Annotated in this window: 13 protein-coding genes and 1 pseudogene; 5 read left to right on the forward strand and 9 right to left on the reverse strand. The window is 43.5% G+C overall.

Annotated features, from left to right (window positions below; translation table 11 throughout):
* Positions 1-2 precede the first annotated feature (2 nt).
* Complete coding sequence (locus AB6D93_RS00830; protein ID WP_017062133.1) at positions 3-1,274, reverse strand: YeaH/YhbH family protein; 1,272 nt, start codon at positions 1,272-1,274, stop codon at positions 3-5.
* Between the two features lie 127 nt (positions 1,275-1,401).
* Positions 1,402-3,336 carry a PrkA family serine protein kinase gene (locus AB6D93_RS00835; protein WP_017062132.1) on the reverse strand — a complete coding sequence of 645 codons (1,935 nt, stop codon included), beginning with the start codon at positions 3,334-3,336 and terminating at the stop codon, positions 1,402-1,404.
* A 379-nt stretch (positions 3,337-3,715) separates the two neighbouring features.
* Between AB6D93_RS00835 and AB6D93_RS00840 the strand changes: the two are divergent.
* Positions 3,716-3,856, forward strand: a pseudogene (locus tag AB6D93_RS00840) (MipA/OmpV family protein); the annotation flags it as partial.
* 108 nt (positions 3,857-3,964) lie between these two features.
* Here the strand turns inward: AB6D93_RS00840 and AB6D93_RS00845 are convergent.
* The 5 genes from AB6D93_RS00845 to AB6D93_RS00865 all read right to left on the reverse strand — a co-directional run bounded on the left by AB6D93_RS00845 (position 3,965) and on the right by AB6D93_RS00865 (position 10,909).
* The gene (locus AB6D93_RS00845) at positions 3,965-4,465 is read right to left on the reverse strand and encodes a YfbU family protein (protein ID WP_017066932.1); all 501 of its coding nucleotides are present in this window, start codon (positions 4,463-4,465) and stop codon (positions 3,965-3,967) included.
* A 223-nt stretch (positions 4,466-4,688) separates the two neighbouring features.
* Complete coding sequence (gene pflA / locus AB6D93_RS00850) at positions 4,689-5,429, reverse strand: pyruvate formate lyase 1-activating protein (protein ID WP_010437353.1); 741 nt, start codon at positions 5,427-5,429, stop codon at positions 4,689-4,691.
* A 164-nt stretch (positions 5,430-5,593) separates the two neighbouring features.
* Positions 5,594-6,583, reverse strand: a complete 990-nt coding sequence (locus tag AB6D93_RS00855; protein WP_102332498.1) for a lipid A deacylase LpxR family protein — start codon at positions 6,581-6,583, stop codon at positions 5,594-5,596.
* Between the two features lie 200 nt (positions 6,584-6,783).
* Complete coding sequence (gene pflB / locus AB6D93_RS00860; protein WP_017063492.1) at positions 6,784-9,060, reverse strand: formate C-acetyltransferase; 2,277 nt, start codon at positions 9,058-9,060, stop codon at positions 6,784-6,786.
* Positions 9,061-9,367: 307 nt separating this feature from the next.
* On the reverse strand, positions 9,368-10,909 hold the full coding sequence (locus tag AB6D93_RS00865) for a DUF3360 family protein (protein ID WP_008220142.1): 1,542 nt from the start codon (positions 10,907-10,909) through the stop codon (positions 9,368-9,370).
* Between the two features lie 799 nt (positions 10,910-11,708).
* Here AB6D93_RS00865 and AB6D93_RS00870 point away from each other — a divergent pair.
* The 4 genes from AB6D93_RS00870 (at position 11,709) to AB6D93_RS00885 (ending at position 14,886) form a co-directional block, all read left to right on the forward strand.
* Positions 11,709-12,479, forward strand: coding sequence for an ABC transporter ATP-binding protein (locus AB6D93_RS00870; protein ID WP_004736532.1), 771 nt, complete (start codon positions 11,709-11,711; stop codon positions 12,477-12,479).
* 136 nt (positions 12,480-12,615) lie between these two features.
* Positions 12,616-13,386 (forward strand): ABC transporter substrate-binding protein, encoded by a 771-nt coding sequence (locus AB6D93_RS00875; protein ID WP_010437364.1) that lies wholly within the window; start codon positions 12,616-12,618, stop codon positions 13,384-13,386.
* A gap of 79 nt (positions 13,387-13,465) precedes the next feature.
* Complete coding sequence (locus tag AB6D93_RS00880; RefSeq protein WP_017063493.1) at positions 13,466-14,206, forward strand: ABC transporter permease; 741 nt, start codon at positions 13,466-13,468, stop codon at positions 14,204-14,206.
* Positions 14,207-14,208: 2 nt separating this feature from the next.
* Positions 14,209-14,886, forward strand: a complete 678-nt coding sequence (locus AB6D93_RS00885; protein ID WP_017063494.1) for an ABC transporter permease — start codon at positions 14,209-14,211, stop codon at positions 14,884-14,886.
* Positions 14,887-14,957: 71 nt separating this feature from the next.
* Here the strand turns inward: AB6D93_RS00885 and xthA are convergent, their stop codons facing one another.
* Both xthA and AB6D93_RS00895 read right to left on the reverse strand, forming a co-directional pair.
* Positions 14,958-15,764, reverse strand: a complete 807-nt coding sequence (gene xthA, locus AB6D93_RS00890) for an exodeoxyribonuclease III (RefSeq protein WP_010437369.1) — start codon at positions 15,762-15,764, stop codon at positions 14,958-14,960.
* A 169-nt stretch (positions 15,765-15,933) separates the two neighbouring features.
* Positions 15,934-18,024, reverse strand: coding sequence for a S9 family peptidase (locus AB6D93_RS00895; protein ID WP_170967425.1), 2,091 nt, complete (start codon positions 18,022-18,024; stop codon positions 15,934-15,936).
* Between the last annotated feature and the right edge of the window lie 255 nt (positions 18,025-18,279).

Below are 18,279 nucleotides of genomic sequence, written 5' to 3' on the forward strand. Positions count from 1 at the left end.
CCTTACGCTGTCTCTTTCTGGAACAGTTCTCTAAACACAGGAAAAATATCATCCACCGTTTTAATGTTTTTCATGGCGAAGTTGTCAAAGCTACTCTCGAGTTTTTCGTATTCGTGCCAAAGCGTTTGATGAGAGCGGCGTGTTATTTCGATGTAAGAGTAATATTGGCAAGTTGGCAGAAGCGTATTGACCAGTAACTCTTTACAACGAGGAGAGTCATCAGCCCAGTTATCGCCATCAGAGGCTTGTGCTGCATAGATGTTCCACTCATTAGCAGGGTAGCGGTCTGCGACAATTTCCTTCATCAGTTTCAGTGCGCTCGAAACAATGGTGCCACCCGTTTCTTGTGAGTAGAAAAACTCATGTTCGTCGACCTCTTTAGCCTGAGTATGGTGACGAATAAACACAACATCGACGTTTTCGTAGGTGCGATTTAAGAACAGATACAGAAGAACATAAAAGCGCTTCGCAATATCTTTTGTGGCCTGATCCATAGAGCCCGATACATCCATTAGACAGAACATCACGGCTTGGCTAGATGGAATAGGGCGCTTCTCGTAGTTTTTAAAACGTAAGTCGAAGGTGTCAATGAACGGCACGCTTTCAATCTTTTTACGTAACTCGGCAATCTCTTCTTTGAGGCGACCTTCCTCAAAAGGTTGTGCCGGCTCCGTCATTTTAACTTGGTCAAGCTGTTCCATCAGTAGGTTAAGCTCGCGCTTTTTACCTGCTGTCATCGCGGTTCTACGAGCCAGAGATTGCTGTAGTGAACGAACGATAGCGATGTTGGATGGAATCCCCGCGCTTTGGTAACCAGAGCGGTGAGTTTTCCATTCGGTGATTTTGTTGACCTGATTTTTCTCTAGATTAGGTAGAGCTAAATCTTCAAAGAGAATATCAAGATACTCATCTTTTGAAATTTGGAAGGTAAATTCATCTTGGCCTTCGCCGTCAGGGCTTGCGTCGCCTTGGCCTGAGCCACCACCTTGACCACCACCTTTAGGGCGTTCGATTTTATCGCCAGTGATGAACTGATCATTACCTGGGTGAACGCGCTCTCTTACGCCGCCTTGACCTTGGTGAAAGTTCGGCTCTTTGATGTCTTTATGGGGAATAGTGACGTCTTCACCTGTTTCTGTATTGGTGATTGAGCGTCGGTTAACTGCATCGGCCACAGATTCTTTGATTTGCTCTTTATGGCGTCGTAAGAAACGCTGTCTATTCACAGCACTCTTATTTTTGCCATTGAGCCTCCGATCGATAAATTGTGCCATAAGAACTCCCTCTCAGCTGATGTCGCGATCCTACTTTTTATTCGGGTATAAGAGTTATTGATTTACTAAGGTATAAAAGTTATTGGTTTATACGAGCTGCTCAGTTGAGCAGCTCAATACCGTTTAGTTATGAGGATTTACGAACTCTTAGGTACCACTCAGATAGCAGTCTCACTTGCTTCTCGGTGTAGCCTTTTTCCATCATACGAGCAACGAAGTCGTCATGTTTTTTCTGATCATCCGTTGAGGTCTTAGCATTGAACGAAATAACAGGAAGTAGCTCTTCTGTGTTAGAGAACATTTTCTTCTCAATCACAGTGCGCAGTTTCTCGTAGCTCGTCCACACTGGGTTTTGACCGTTATTGTTGGCTTTGGCACGAAGCACAAAGTTCACAATCTCATTTCGGAAGTCTTTAGGGTTACTGATACCGGCTGTCTTCTCGATTTTCTCTAGTTCGCCATTCAGAGAAGCACGGTCAAATAGTTGGCCTGTTTCTGGGTCGCGGTACTCTTGGTCTTGAATCCAGAAATCTGCGTAGGTGACATAGCGGTCGAAGATATTCTGACCGTACTCAGAGTAAGACTCTAGATAAGCGGTTTGAATTTCTTTACCGATGAACTCTACGTAGCGTGGCACTAGGTATCCTTTCAAGAACTCTAGGTACTTCTCGGCGGTCTCTTGAGGGAACTGCTCCCGTTCGATTTGCTGCTCAATAACGTAGAACAGGTGCACTGGGTTCGCGGCCACTTCGGCTTGGTCGAAGTTAAACACACGAGACAGGATCTTAAAGGCGAAACGCGTTGATAGCCCAGACATGCCTTCGTCAACGCCAGCATAATCTCGGTACTCTTGGTAGCTCTTCGCTTTTGGATCGGTGTCTTTTAGAGTCTCACCATCGTAAACACGCATCTTAGAGAATAGAGATGAGTTTTCAGGCTCTTTTAGTCTCGAAAGAATGCTGAATTGCGATAGCAGATCGAGTGTGCTTGGTGAGCAAGGCGCTTGGGATAGCTCACTGTGCTCAAGCAGTTTCTTGTAGATCTTAACTTCTTCAGACACACGCAGACAGTAAGGGACTTTTACAATGTACACACGGTCGAGGAATGCTTCGTTGTTTTTGTTGTTACGGAAGGTCTGCCACTCAGATTCGTTCGAGTGAGCGAGAATCATACCGTCAAATGGCAGTGCAGAAAGCCCTTCGGTACCGTTGAAGTTACCTTCTTGTGTTGCCGTAAGTAGAGGGTGTAATACTTTGATTGGCGCTTTGAACATCTCCACGAATTCCATCACACCTTGGTTGGCTTTACAAAGCGCACCAGAGTAGCTGTAGGCATCAGGATCATCTTGAGAGAAGTGTTCAAGTTTACGAATATCAACTTTACCAACCAGAGACGAGATATCTTGGTTGTTTTCATCACCTGGCTCCGTTTTCGCGATCGCAACTTGATCGAGAATAGAAGGGCGCAGTTTGATGACTTTGAATTTGGAAATATCACCACCAAAATCGTGCAGACGTTTCGCTGCCCACGGAGACATAATTGAGCGAAGATAGCGTTTCTCAATGCCATATTCATTCTTCAATAAGTCGCCGTCTTCGTTAACGTCGAATAGACAGAATGGGTGATCGTTTACTGGGCTTCGTTCACCGTCAGCAGACAATACATAGATTGGTAGTTTCTGCATCAGGGCTTTGAGTTTTTCAGCGAGAGAAGATTTACCACCGCCCACAGGGCCAAGTAGGTAAAGGATTTGTTTACGTTCTTCTAAACCTTGCGCAGCATGTTTTAAGTAAGAAACAATCTGTTCAATCGCATCTTCCATACCGTAGAAATCTTTAAATTCGCTGTAGCGTGAGATGACACGGTTCGAGAAAATACGACTCAGTTGAGGGTCTTGAGCAGTGTCAATAACCTCTGGTTCGCCAATGGCTAGTAATAAGCGCTCGGCAGCATTAGCGTAAGCACTTTTATCGTCTTTACACAGCCCTAAGAACTCCTGCAATGTCAGCTCTTCTTCCTTGGCTGCTTCATAACGTGATTGATAGTGGTCAAAGATACTCATAGTCACATTCCCCTTGTTAACCAGTCAAAACTGACGAGCGATTGAAAAATAGGCTCTCCCTACATTTTAAGGTTAGACCCGCTTCCACAATTTTGCTTAACAATTATGTATTTATTTACAATTTTGCGTGTGAAAAACGTGGCGAGCGCAATAGGCAACTTGAGGCGCGTAGAATCAAATTATTTTACATTCGAGGGGATCTGGCCGTTTGTTTTGAGATTTTAGGTCGCTTAACAATACTCACAATGGATTTATGTGCATTAGATGTATAACTGGGCTCTATTGATTTTTGGAATGGGGTACCATATAATGCGCTAAGTTATCAAAAATTGCTCAATAAATAGGTAGATGTAGTGAAGAATAATGGGTTCAAAATAGTGGCTATCTGCATGTTACGCCAAATGTTCGAGTAACTGGTGGCGTTCGTTATACCAACCTTGAAGGTGATATAGAGAATAGCCCAATACTTGAAAGTGGTATCAACATGGCCGCGAACGTTGGTGTTGCTTACGTTTTCTAGTTGCTTTGGTTTTTCTCTTTGTGTGCGAACATTAAAAAAAGGGTTACTCATGATGAGTAACCCTTTTTCTTGAAACTTTTTAAAAGTTATCGCTGATCTATTAACGAATTAAGCGCTAAAGATTTGAGATAGCTCTGTCGCACATAGGTGGTACTGACGAGGGCAGTTGCGCCATGTTGTTAGCATGCGACGGTACTTCTCTAGCATTGGCATCTGGCTATTGAAGTGGTGATCGGCTTTGTCGAATTGAGGGTAAAGACCTTCAGAATCAACAAGGAAACGCACGTAGTGTACGATCTGCGCTTCAGAAGCGATATCAAAACCTAAGAACTGCAGGCGACGTTGGTCTACTTCAGCACGCTCTTGTTCTGCAAGCATTTTGTTCGACTCTTGCATTGCATGGTACATCTCCATGATGTCGATAATTTCGCGACATTCTGCTTCAGTCAAACAACCAAACTCTTTGTTAAGTTCACGCATTTGGAGTTCGTAACCACGTTCTACAATCGTTTGTAGACGCTGGTATTTCGCGGAGTTCTCAGGATCCATTTGAGACATTAGGTAGTATTGATTTGATAGAATTAGACGCTGAGCATTGGTCATTTCCATGGGAGGAGCCTCACTAAAAACTAAATGTTGTATTCTTTTGTTGCAGTAAGAGTAACAGCATTCCTACGAGTGGAAACATGATCTCAACACGGATTTAATATGATTTTTTGAGTTGATAAAAAAAAGTTGTAAAGAAAAGTGAAAGGATAGTTAGCGCTAGAAAAGAAAACGCCCCAATCGAAAATAAGGCGTTTAAAATAGAGGTTGAGCATCGTCTGCAGTATTAGTATTTTACGTTTGAATGATACTGGCTAAGAACAGCAACAATCTCATCCATTTTCTCTTTGCTTGGCGGATTTGTACCTTCAAGAGGGTAGTCAAAACCAAGTGCTTCCCACTTATGTGCACCCAGCTTATGGTATGGAAGCAGCTCTACTTTCTCGATGTTATCCATGTCTTTGATGAATTCACCTAGCAGATGAGCATCTTCAGGCGTGTCCGTGTAGCCAGGGACAATCACATAACGAATCCACGTCTTCTTACCGATTTTGTGTAGGTAGCGCGCAAAATCCAGAGTACGTCTGTTTGATACACCAATGAAATCGTGGTGAATCTCATCTCGCATGTGCTTAAGATCGAGCATCACTAGATCAGAGGCTTCTAGTACTTCGTCAACCACTTCAGTGTGCTTACGAATGTAGCCATTAGTATCAAGACAAGTGTGGATGCCTTCAGCTTGAGCTGCGCGGAAAAAATCACGAACAAACTCAGGTTGTAGCATCGCTTCACCACCAGAACAGGTGATACCACCGCCCGAAGCTTTCATGAAATGACGGTATGATTTTGCTTCGTTGATGATCTCTTCGACCGTTACTTCCTTTCCGTCATGAAGATCCCATGTATCACGGTTATGACAGTACATACAACGCATTAAGCAGCCTTGAAGAAACACAATAAAGCGGATACCAGGGCCATCGACAGTACCACAAGATTCGAATGAGTGAATGCGACCAGTTGTAGACATGAGCTATTCTCGTAGAGGAATTTATACCGTTTATTTTATTACAAAATCGGTACATAAAATAGGGTCAAATGGTAACGAGACCTTTAAAAATAAAGGCAACCACCTGTGAAGATGATTGCCTTTATTAAACTTGAAAAGTAAAGGACGAAAGCCCTTACTGGTGGCTAGAAGAAAGCAAACATTGTGATACCGCCAGTGGTGTACACTGACTCTTTCGCTTCTTCGTAATCCGGTGTTTTTGCTGTTAGCGCGAAAGATGCACCAACGTATTGGTTATACCAAGCCACACCAAGCACAGCAGTAGCCTGAATGTTCTCTAAAGTCACATCGTATTGTTCTGGATTCGGCCAATTATCTTCGATTTCAGAACGATCACCTTCGATAGTCAGGTCGTTGAATCGGTAGCGACCTTCAAGGCCGGCATAGGTAAACCAACCAGCGTTTGATGCGCCGATCATGCCAGGTTTGAATGGGTTTTCTGTGGTGATGTTAGCTGCACCAAAGTTACCGCCTAAGTCCGTACCCCAACGGAACATAAAACCAGTCGAGATATCACTTCTAAAGTTACCGACGTTGATTTCAGAAACGTTAGAGATTTCGTAGTCAGTATTCGCAAGAGCTTGATTACGCATTAGGTTGAAATGGCTTAGGTAACCAACGCTTCCCGCCCACTCATCATCAACTTGGTATTCCCAACCCATCGGCTCATCCGACTTAGTGATTGAGTGAACCAGCTTTTGAGCATCTTCAGACAGTGCACGTTCGCCCGTAGTACCAAACGTGATATTAAAACGCTGGGCTTGCTGTGGGTTTAAGCTGATGTAATTGAATTCAGTGTGAAGGTAACCTGCGTATGGGCGATCATTAGGCGATGGCGTTTCTAACTCAATGTCAGAAGGCGTATACATCTTGTGGCCAATGGTGATTTCCCACTTGTCTAGAGAGCTTGCGCCCCAGTAGGAAAGACTCAATGGTTTTACCCAGTTATATGGCGTAATACTTGATGATGTGTAACCCAGAAATAAGCCGTTGGTATAGTCTTGGTCGACACCAAAAATACCATCATTATCTAAAGCAAAAGTTAACGTAGAACGCTCAGAGGCTAAAGATGAGAAAGAGAGAAGAATCAGGGGTAAACAACGCAGGTATTTCATGGAGCAGTTACTCTTAAATTATGAACCGCGATATTACCGTAATTTGACAGAATTTGTGGAAAAAAAGTGAATGGCAGGGTGCTTTTTTGCTCAACCTAACATTTCGCGGGATAGGTGAGTGTAGTGCGATTTATTTCAGATATAAAAAAGCCCCGCACATTGGCGAGGCTAATATTATTTACTGTCTATTGAGCGTGAGCTTATAGAGACTCAGTAAATGTACGTGCGATTACGTCAGCTTGTTGCTCTGCAGTTAGAGAGTTAAAGCGAACAGCGTAACCAGATACACGGATTGTTAGCTGAGGGTATTTCTCAGGGTGCTTAACTGCGTCTTCAAGAGTTTCGCGGTTAAGAACGTTAACGTTAAGGTGTTGACCACCTTCAATGCCAGCTTCGTGGTGGAAGTAACCATCCATTAGGCCTGCAAGGTTAGCACGTTGGCTGTCTTGTTCTTTACCTAGTGCGTTTGGCACGATAGAGAACGTGTAAGAGATACCATCTTGTGCGTCAGCAAATGGTAGTTTACCTACAGACGTTAGTGATGCTACAGCACCTTTCTCATCACGACCGTGCATTGGGTTTGCACCAGGAGCGAAAGGAGCGCCAGCACGACGACCGTCTGGAGTGTTACCAGTTTTCTTACCGTATACAACGTTAGACGTGATAGTAAGAACTGACTGTGTAGGGATAGAGTTACGGTAAGTCTTAAGCTTACGGATCTTGTTCATGAACGTAGAAACTAGTTCACAAGCAATATCATCTACACGAGAGTCGTTGTTACCGTATTTAGGGTAATCGCCTTCGATTTCGAAGTCAGTTGCGATACCGTCTTCGTCACGGATTGGCTTCACTTTAGCAAACTTAATTGCAGACAGTGAGTCAGCTGCAACAGATAGACCAGCGATACCACAAGCCATAGTACGACGAACATCACGGTCATGAAGAGCCATTAGAGACGCTTCGTAGCTGTACTTGTCGTGCATGTAGTGAATGCTGTTTAGTGCAGTCACGTATTGCTTAGCTAACCAGTCCATGAATGTGTCTAGGCGACCCATTACGTCATCGTAGTTAAGAACTTCGTCAGTGATCTTGTCTGAAACAGGACCAACTTGCATCTTAAGTTTCTCGTCCACACCGCCGTTGATTGCGTAAAGCATTGTTTTCGCAAGGTTAGCACGAGCACCGAAGAACTGCATTTGCTTACCAACGATCATTGGAGATACACAACAAGCGATAGCGTAATCATCAGACTCTAGGTCAGGACGCATTAGGTCATCATTTTCGTACTGGATAGAAGAAGTATCGATAGATACCTTCGCACAGAAACGCTTGAAGCCGTCAGGTAGTTGCTCAGACCAAAGAACAGTGATGTTTGGCTCTGGAGAAGGACCCATAGTGTATAGAGAGTTTAGGAAACGGAAGTTCGAACGCGTTACTAGCGTACGACCGTCGATACCCATACCACCCATAGACTCTGTTGCCCAGATTGGGTCGCCAGAGAACAGCTCATCGTACTCAGGAGTACGTAGGAAACGAACCATACGCAGTTTCATTACGAAGTGGTCGATCATTTCTTGTGCTTGTTCTTCAGTGATCTTGCCAGCAGCGATATCACGCTCGATGTAGATGTCTAGGAAAGTCGAAGTACGACCTAGAGACATTGCAGCACCGTTTTGAGATTTAACAGCAGCTAGGTAGCCGAAGTAAGTCCACTGGATAGCTTCTTGAGCTGTTTGAGCTGGCTCAGAGATATCGAAACCGTATTTCTCAGCCATTTGCTTGATTTGACCTAGAGCACGATGTTGCTCAGAGATCTCTTCACGCAGTTGCATTGTTTCTGCTAGGTTTTCACCGTTTTCGAATTGCTCTTGAAGAGAAGCAAATTGAGCTTGCTTGTCTTTCATTAGGAAATCAATACCGTAAAGTGCAACACGACGGTAGTCACCAATGATACGACCACGGCCGTAAGCATCAGGAAGACCAGTCAGAACACCAGACTTACGACATTTTAGGATATCAGGAGTGTAGATATCGAAAACGCCAGCATTGTGTGTTTTGCGGTATTCTGAGTAGATTTTTGAAACCATTGGGTCAAGAGTTTCACCGTATGCTTTACAAGAACCTTCAACCATACGCACACCACCGTTAGGGATGATTGCACGTTTTAGTGGCTTCTCAGTTTGTAGACCAACGATAGTCTCAAGATCTTTCTCAATGTAACCTGCATCGTGAGCAGTAATGGTAGAGATAACAGAAGTATCGAAATCTACAGGTGCTTTAGTTGCGTTTTCCTGTTTGATACCTTCCATTACCGAAGACCAAAGCTTGTTAGTTGCTTCAGTACCCTCAGAAACTAGGAAAGACTCGTCGCCTTCATACGGCGTGTAGTTCTTTTGAATGAAATCACGAACGTTTACTTCGCTTTGCCACTCACCTGCAGCAAAATCTTCCCAAGCTTTAGCAAATTGCTCTGCCATGACATACCTACCTTTTTAGTAGAAAAAATACGTACATTAACACTGTTGAGCCAGCGCCCCTCGTAAGGGTAGTACACTCTTATTAATAACAATATATATGAGCATATAAGCGTCATATGGTTATATATATTGTCACTACCTTTTATATGTTGTCTTTACTCTATGAATTCAAGACTACGCTAAAAAATTTCTGTAAACCTTAAACTAAATCAATAAATGCCAAAAAAAGTTGAAAAAATTTGAGTGGCAGGGGTTGCCACCCAAACTTTTTTTTAATCCTAATACTACTTTTGTGTAGTAAGGACCATTATAGCCAAGCTTTTAGGCCATATTGACTTTCTAGCATACCAACTGCAAGCATTGCTACTAGACAGATAACTAAAACGCCAACTGGGATAACAATCTTATCTACAAATGATAGACGCTTCGCACGCTCTTTATCACCAATTAGACCGTTATTATCTAGAAGCATAGTCAGTGCCCATGCTAATACTGGGTTAACAACCGCTGAACCGAAGATACAGATACCAGCTGCTTGAGAGTCTTTTGAATCTTTAACCATCTGCATACCCGCTTCAAGTAGAGGTAGAGATACACCTACAAGTAGCGCAACACGCATCACTGGTGGCCATACTGCTACGTCCATTGGGAAGCCAAGAATCGCAACAATAATACATAGAGAGCCAAGCAAGATTGCGCCGCCAGGGATTGGACGTTTCGCGATTGCTGCTGGGATCATGTAAGTACCCCAAGATGAAGTGATGTTACCACCACCAACTGCTGTACCTACCATTTGACGAACTGAACACATAGTCATTGTGTCGTCTACGTCCATCAGTACTTTTTCAGACTTTTTAGGGTAGTTCAGTTCTTGGAAGATACGGTGACCTAGGAAGTCAGGTGACCACATTGCTACTGCTAGGATTGCAAATGGTAGAGAAGCGATGAAGTGCTCAACGTTTGGTAAACCAAGCATCCAACCTTCTTCAGTAGAACCCCACCAGTAGATTGGGTTTAGGTTTGGAATGCCTGTTTCAGTTACGAATTTGATATCGAAACCAGCACCAAGTACTAGAGCAATAGCTAGACCAGTGAAAGCACAAACAGGGATTGCTAACCAACGCTTGTTCACTTTAGCAAGGAATGCATATAGACCGATGGTAACGGCTAGAACAATCAAACCGATGTAACCCATGCTACCAGCAGCGACAGTGTCAGACTGAAGACCAACAGCCCAAGCTTGAATTGAGTTGATTTGGCTCATTGTACCGGTTAGACCCAAGAAGATGAGCAAGCCACCCGCCGTACCTTCAGAGGTAAGGTTAACAAGTTTAGACCCACCTTTTAGGAAGCTTAGGATAAGACCGAAGACACCGATAAGGATTGCCAATGCAAGAGGGTGAGCACCAGCAAGAGCGATGGTACCAATAAGAGGAATCATTGGGCCGTGGTTACCGGCAAGGTTAGCTTTAGGGTTAAAGAAACCAGAAGCAAGGATACAGAACAGCAGTGCAGGGATAAGCATTTCTACACGAGCGACTTCAATCGCAAAGTCTTTACCAAGGTTTACGTGATCCCAAGCTTGAGTTAGGCCTTCAGCCCAAGACATCATTACTGCAGAGTACATCGCGATGATACCAATGGTACCAGCCAGTGCAGGAACAAGGTCTTCTAGTTCAAAGCGGAAGTCACGGCCAGGAAGGTTTAGGCCAAAGCGGCGAGGCTTCATGATTTGAAGTTCGTGATCTAGATAATCTGAGCGGTTCTCAAATTCAGAAGCAGGGCGGTGTAGCTCTTTATAGCTTTTCTCTTCTACTTCAGAGTTCGCATTGTTCACAACGTCTGACATAGATTCCTCATATTTTATGTTAGTAATTCTAAAATTGAATTCTATAAGTTCGCGTAATTGCGTAATTGCGTTATTTCTTAGTTATAACTCATTAACATCATGTTGCACGGTTTTGATGTGCTTTATGCAGCTAAGTTAAAAGAAATGTTTGGCATTTTTAATGCCTTATTCTTTGCTGAGGAGTCTAACAAGCTTACCCTTTAGGGTGATTGATCTTGATCACTTTATGAGTATATGTGAAAGAAAGCTACAAAACGCAGCGATTCATTAACTTCCCATTGATGAATCGTGTAATTAGTTTTCACAAATTGACGTTTACCTATCTTCTTCGAGCCTTTGTCGTCATGGCTTGAGTTCAATACTCAATTCTTACTGAGTTATTTCACTATTACTTGCTTCCCAACTGTTCCGAGTGAAATGCTTACAATGTAATAACCTTAAAATAATTGTGCCTTACGGTGTGTATGTAGTGTTGAGCGTGCAGATTATATTTTGCAGATCTCGGCGTATCTAAGTTCACAAAACTTGTTTTTCTTGTGAGACATCAAGCTACGTGAATCTCATTTTGGTTAACTTTATTTAAACAATGTAAAGGGTGTAATTACAGCTTATTGATAGAACTCATTCATTAAATTGAGGCGAAAACGCTACCTTTTGCATAATAAGTCAGAGTGAATCGCTATTTATTCCAATTTATTAGGTTAATAATTTGTTGCATGTTGTTTCGTGTGGTGCTAGTTTGTATCGCATGAAAAGGTCGGAGTACCTTGCATTTTCACAAACTTGGGAGAGAAAGCGCATGAAAGATGTACCAGCGCTGGACATAAAGGATCTACACAAAACGTTTGGTCAAAATGAAGTTTTAAAGGGAATTTCACTTTCTGCGCACAAAGGCGATGTTGTATCGATTATCGGATCTTCAGGGTCGGGTAAAAGTACTTTCCTTAGATGTATCAACCTTTTAGAGACACCAACTGCAGGCGAGATTTGGGTTAATGGCGAATTAATTCAAATGAAAAACAACCGCCAAGGCGTATCTGTTCCTGCTAATGAAAAACAAGTACAGCGAATCCGTTCTCGCTTAGCGATGGTTTTTCAAGGCTTCAATCTTTGGTCTCACCTGACCGTTCTCGAAAACGTTATCGAAGCGCCTGTTCACGTCTTAGGTGTACCTAAAGCACAAGCGATTGAAAATGCAGAGCTACTACTTAAAAAAGTAGGCTTGTATGAGCGCAAAGATTACTACCCAGGTCATTTATCCGGTGGACAACAACAACGAGCGGCAATTGCTCGAGCGTTAGCGGTTGATCCGGAAGTGATGCTGTTTGATGAGCCAACATCAGCACTTGACCCTGAGTTAGTAGGGGAAGTACTTGGTGTAATGCGAGATCTAGCAGAAGAAGGAAGAACCATGCTTGTGGTAACACATGAAATGGCTTTTGCTCGTGACGTATCAAACCATGTGATGTTCCTGCACCAAGGTCTAGTGGAAGAACAGGGCGATCCAGCTAAACTGTTTACGGAACCTGAATCTGAACGTTTACAACAATTTATCTCATCGATTTACTAATCAGAATTGAAACGCCGTTGCCAAGGTAAACAGCGACGGTGTGAACAATAAAACACAACAAGTAAGTTAATAAGCAACAACAAACACAATATTAAAACTAGCAAAACATAAAAACCTAAATCACAGGAGTAGGGATATGAAAAAGTGGTTATTAGTCGCGGCACTTGCTGCAACTGCTGCAACGGGCGTAGCTCAAGCAAAAGAATGGAAAACAGTACGCTTTGGTATTGAAGGTGCTTACCCTCCATTTAGCTGGACAGAAGCTGATGGTTCACTGAAAGGCTTCGATGTCGATATGGCTAACGCACTTTGTACTGAAATGCAGGTGCAGTGTAAGATCGTTGCACAAGACTGGGATGGTATCATTCCTTCTCTACTTGCTCGTAAATATGATGCGATCATTGCGGCAATGTCTATCACGGAAGAACGTAAGAAAAAAATCGACTTCACAGGTAAATACGCACTTATCCCAAACAAGTTCATCGCTAAGAAAGGTGCAGGCCTTAACTTTGATGATCTAAGCGGTCAAAAGATTGCCGTTCAACGTGCAACAACTCACGATAAATACCTAACAGACAACTACGGCGATACAGTAGAGATCGTTCGTTACGGTTCATTCGACGAAGCTTACCTTGATCTAGCAAACGGTCGTGTTGCTGCTGTACTAGGTGATGCATCTGCTCTAGAAGAAGGCGTGCTAAACAAAGCTGGTGGTGAAGACTACGAGTTCGTTGGTCCATCACTAACTGATCCTAAGTGGTTCGGCGAAGGTTTTGGTATTGCTCTACGTAAGCAAGACAAAGATCTGACTAAGCAATTAGATGCGGCAATCCTTTCACTACGTGAAAAAGGCATCTACCAAGATATCGCGGCTAAATACTTCAACTACGACGTATACGGTCAGTAATCTTTAGCGTCAATTCTTAAGGGAGAGGTTCTCCTCTCCCTGTCTTACCAACTTTTTCGCAGTTCTGTTGGAATCCATTATGTTTGATTTACAAGGATATGAAGCGTCGATCCTGAAAGGGGCGGTGCTCACAATCGAAGTTGCCTTGCTGTCGCTAATTTTAGCTATGGTTCTTGGTATGCTAGGTGCCTTAGCAAAACTCGCGCCTTATCGCTGGGCTCGTGCTATTGCAACCCTCTACACAACCGTCATTCGAGGTATTCCCGATCTCGTATTGATGATGCTGATTTTCTTTGGTGGACAAATCCTTTTAAACAACAGTTTGTATTCCATCAACGAGTGGCTCAACGAGTGGTTTGCATCCAGTGATCCTAACCACGAATGGACCTCTTACCTACCTGATTATATTGATGTCAGCCCATTTGTTGCTGGTGTCTTAACCATAGGCTTTATTTTCGGTGCCTATATGGCAGAAACGTTCCGTGGTGCCATCATGGCTGTCGACAGCGGTGAAATGGAAGCGGCAAAAGCTTATGGTATGAGCCCTGTAAAGGCGTTTCACCGCATACTGCTACCGCAGATGATTCGTCACGCATTACCGGGTTTTGGGAATAACTGGCTGGTATTACTTAAAACCACTGCGCTGGTTTCGATTATTGGCCTAGAAGACATGGTACGTGTTAGTGCACTGGCGGCGGGTTCAACCAAAATGCCATTCACTTTCTACATGACTGTGGCGATTATCTTCTTATTCTTCACCAGTGTTTCAACGGGCTTACTTAAGCTGGTTGAACGTAAATTCAGTATCCACGCGAGGTAGTTATGGACTTTTCATTGATAATTGAAAGCCTGCCGATTTACCTTGGTGGTTTATGGACAACGGCTTGGATGGTTTGCGTTGCTTTGATCATTGGCTTATTCGTCGCCATACCACTAGCTATCGCTCGTAACAGTCCAAATATGCTGATTAATGCTCCGGCTTGGTCATTCATCTATTTCTTCCGTGGTACGCCATTATTGGTGCAGTTGTACCTGATTTACTACGGAATGGATCAGTTCTTCCCTGTAAAAGATACACTATGGGAAAATGCATGGTTTTGTGCTTTGGTGGCATTCATCCTTAACACATCGGCATACACAGCTGAAATCATTCGCGGTGCGATTAACGGCTTACCAAAAGGTGAAGTTGAAGCAGCAAAAGCGTATGGCATGAGCACACCTAAGACATACCGACGTATCATTCTGCCAAGTGCATTACGTCGTGCATTACCGGCTTACAGTAACGAAGTTATCTTTATGCTTCACGGCTCAGCCGTTGCAGGTATTGTGACGATTATGGATCTAACGGGTGCAGCTCGTTTGGTTAACTCTCGCTACTATGCTCCGTTTGAATCTTTCCTAACAGCAGGTCTGTTTTACATGGGGTTGACGTTTATCATCATTGCGATTTTCAAATTCGCAGAGAAACGTTTCTTAGCTTACTTAAGACCACTTAGCTAATTACACATCATAATTAACAAAACGGCGCTTCTATAGCGCCGTTTTTTATGAGCAGATTCTGTTGCTGTTGATTACTTAAACGTTGACCAAATCGGAGCGTGATCTGACGGTTTTTCAATGCCGCGTAGCTCGTAATCGATGCCAGCTTCAGTACACTTATCGGCAAGCTTTTGAGTCGCTAGGACTACATCAATACGCAGGCCGCGGTTGTCTACGAAGCCTTTTGAGCGGTAGTCAAACCACGAGTATTGGTCGTTTACTTCAGGGTGCAGTAAGCGGAAGCTATCCACAAAACCCCAATCCATCAGTGTTTTCAACCATTCTCGCTCTTCTGGTTGGAAAGAGCACTTACCTGTTTTCAACCAACGTTTCGCATTAGGTTCACCGATGCCGATGTCTGCGTCGATAGGGCTGATATTAATGTCGCCCATCACAATGACTTGTTCGTCTTTGTTGTGGTAGTCATTTAGGTAAGTCATCAAGTCTTTGTAGAACTGGCGTTTGTACGGGTATTTTGTTTCATGCTTGATGTTATCCCCTTGAGGGAAGTAGCCATTTAGCACGGTAACCTTTTCACCATTTTCATCTTCAAACGTCGCCATGATCATGCGTTTTTGATGGTCTTCATTATCTGTTGGGAAACCCTTCTGCACAGAAATAGGCTCTTGCTTACACAACATTGCCACACCGTAGTGGGCTTTTTGACCGTGGAAGTAAACCTTATAGCCCATTGCTTCAACATCAGCAATTGGGAAGGCTTCATCGTGCACTTTTATCTCTTGCAGACCAATCACGTCGGGTTGGTGTTTGTCGATAATAGCTTGCAGTTGGTGAAGGCGGGCTCTAAGACCGTTGATGTTGAAGCTAATTACTTTCATTTGTTTTTATACCTCTCGTAAACCTTTGTCACTGCTTGTTTTTAAAGGTTTTTGATTTGGTGGATTTCATGGTTCATCGTATTTAACCATGCTTAATAATTTCTGTCGCCACTTTGTAGAGACAAAATGGCGACATTAAATGATGTGAATACTTACAGTTACGTAGAATCTATTGAGTCTTAAGTAAATCCAAAAAGAACGCGTATTCAAGTGCGTCTTCTTTTAATCGTTTAAATCGGCCAGAAGCGCCACCGTGACCGGCTTCCATATCGGTTTTGAACAGCAATACGTTGTTGTCTGTTTTCATTTCACGCAGCTTCGCAACCCATTTCATTGGCTCAAAGTACTGCACCTGTGAGTCATGCAGGCCTGTCGTTACCAACATGTTCGGGTAGTTTTGTACCTTAATGTTGTCGTACGGTGAGTACCCCAGCATGTAATCGTAGTAGGCTTTATCGTTCGGGTTACCCCATTCGTCATACTCATTGGGGGTTAGAGGGATCGATTCATCGAGCATGGTTGTCACAATGTCTACAAACGGAACATGTGCACCAATACCACGGTACAGTTCTGGTGCTTGGTTGATGATTGCTCCCATCAATAGACCGCCAGCAGACCCCCCAACGGCGAACACTTTATCTTTCGCGCCGTAGCCTTCTTCAACAAGCTCTTTGGTTACATCAATAAAGTCGTTGAACGTGTTTTGTTTGGTCAGTTTTTTGCCATCTTCATACCAAGGGCGACCAAGCATTTCTGAACCGCGGACATGTGCGATGGCATAAACAAAACCTCTATCCAGTAGGCTTAGGCGAGTTGAGCTGAAGGTAGGTTCAATCGTAGAGCCGTAAGACCCATAGCCGTATTGGTAGATTGGGTTAGTGCCGTCTTTCTTAAATAAGTCTTTACGATAAACCAAAGAGACAGGAACTTGCTTACCATCGCGAGCCGTAATCATGATTCGCTCTGATTGGTAGTTATCCGCTTCGAAACCACCTAATACGGGTGTTTGCTTCATGAGTTCGGATTCACCTGTACTTAGGTCGAAATCATAGTAAGTACCTGGCGTGGTTAAGCTGCTGTAATAGATACGAACTTTTGCGTTATCTAATTCATAGTTACGCGTTAGGTAAGCGGCAAATGCGGTGTCGTTAAATTCAAGTGGGAACTCGTTGCCTGTTGAGAGTTGGCGAACTTTCACTGTAGACAAGCCATCCGCGCGTTGTTCGTAAACAAGATGGTCATCAAACAACTCGAAATCTACAAGCTGAGTATTATCGTCTGCTGGGATGACATCGACCCATTTTGAGCGATCATGCATCTCTTCGGCGGTGACTTTCATTAAACGGAAGTTGACCGCTTGGTAGTTGGTGTAGATGTAATACCAATCACCTAGCTTAGCGATGCTGTACTCTATGCCGGTCTCTTTTGGGTAGAAAGCCTCAGCTGTAGCCTTTGGGTTGTTGGCATCGATGACTGAAACACCGCTGGTTTCTGTGCTCGAGTGCCAAATGTAGACCTGTTCACCATCTTTGCTTTTGCTCAAAGAGGTGTAGTAAGCGCTATCGGTCTCTTCGTAGATTAACTCATCGCTTGCTTGATCTGTGCCTAATACGTGGCGGTAAACTTGATAACCCAGCAATGTTTGTGGATCTTTTTTGATGTAGTAGAAGGCTTGGTTGTCGTTTTGCCATGCGATTGCACTCGAAGCGCCTTCAATTTCATCTTTTAGGTATTCACCTGTTGTGAGGTCTTTGATCTTGATGGTGTAAATGCGGCGGCTTAGCGTATCTTCGCCATAGGCCAACAAGTTTTCGTCTGGGCTGATCGTTAAGCCACCAATACTGAAGAATTCATGTTCTTTTGCTAGCTCGTTAACATCTAAGATGACTTGCTTGTCTGTGCCTAAAAAGTTTTTTTCACGCAGGTGAACTGGGTATTCGTTGTCACCTGTGACCTTATTCGAGTAGTAGTAACTGCCTTTGCGAACCGGTACCGAATTGTCGTCTTTTGCGATTCGGCCTTTGATCTCTTCAAATAATTGTTTTTGTGCTGCTTCTGTATGTTTCAACACTGTATCTGCGTACTGATTCTCTTGCTCAAGTTGTTGCAAAATCTCTGGATCTTGGCGTGCATCGTTGCGCATCCAGTAGTAATCATCGATTCGGGTGTCACCATGAATCGTCATTGCGTGAGGGACTTTCTTAGCAACGGGTGCTTGGGTTTGCTGAGCGACGAGCTGTGATTGAGAGTAGTGGTTCATGGTTGAGATTCCTTGATTGCTGCATCCGGCGACAAGCGCTATTGATACGGCTAATGTGGTTAAAGCGATACGCATCTGTATATCCTTAGTGTGTACCTTACTCGTTTTAATGCCAGCATCCTTTGTTGTGAGAGTTCAGGTACGTTGGTGTTCTTCCAGTGATATTATTTATAATTGGATTCTGGATATGCACCTTCATCGTAAGTGTCTGTTATTGTTTTCAAAAAATCAAAGCAATGTTAAATGAAATTACTG

The organism is Vibrio sp. 10N.247.310.23 (genome assembly GCF_041467155.1).
Lineage (GTDB): Bacteria > Pseudomonadota > Gammaproteobacteria > Enterobacterales > Vibrionaceae > Vibrio > Vibrio crassostreae_C.

Coding starts and splice junctions, on each gene's coding strand:
- AB6D93_RS00830 (WP_017062133.1), bottom strand. CDS start 1,274: ATGGCACAATTTATCGATCGGAGGCTCAATGGCAAAAATAAGAGTGCT.
- AB6D93_RS00835 (WP_017062132.1), bottom strand. CDS start 3,336: ATGAGTATCTTTGACCACTATCAATCACGTTATGAAGCAGCCAAGGAA.
- AB6D93_RS00845 (WP_017066932.1), bottom strand. CDS start 4,465: ATGGAAATGACCAATGCTCAGCGTCTAATTCTATCAAATCAATACTAC.
- pflA (WP_010437353.1), bottom strand. CDS start 5,429: ATGTCTACAACTGGTCGCATTCACTCATTCGAATCTTGTGGTACTGTC.
- AB6D93_RS00855 (WP_102332498.1), bottom strand. CDS start 6,583: ATGAAATACCTGCGTTGTTTACCCCTGATTCTTCTCTCTTTCTCATCT.
- pflB (WP_017063492.1), bottom strand. CDS start 9,060: ATGGCAGAGCAATTTGCTAAAGCTTGGGAAGATTTTGCTGCAGGTGAG.
- AB6D93_RS00865 (WP_008220142.1), bottom strand. CDS start 10,909: ATGTCAGACGTTGTGAACAATGCGAACTCTGAAGTAGAAGAGAAAAGC.
- AB6D93_RS00870 (WP_004736532.1), top strand. CDS start 11,709: ATGAAAGATGTACCAGCGCTGGACATAAAGGATCTACACAAAACGTTT.
- AB6D93_RS00875 (WP_010437364.1), top strand. CDS start 12,616: ATGAAAAAGTGGTTATTAGTCGCGGCACTTGCTGCAACTGCTGCAACG.
- AB6D93_RS00880 (WP_017063493.1), top strand. CDS start 13,466: ATGTTTGATTTACAAGGATATGAAGCGTCGATCCTGAAAGGGGCGGTG.
- AB6D93_RS00885 (WP_017063494.1), top strand. CDS start 14,209: ATGGACTTTTCATTGATAATTGAAAGCCTGCCGATTTACCTTGGTGGT.
- xthA (WP_010437369.1), bottom strand. CDS start 15,764: ATGAAAGTAATTAGCTTCAACATCAACGGTCTTAGAGCCCGCCTTCAC.
- AB6D93_RS00895 (WP_170967425.1), bottom strand. CDS start 18,024: ATGAACCACTACTCTCAATCACAGCTCGTCGCTCAGCAAACCCAAGCA.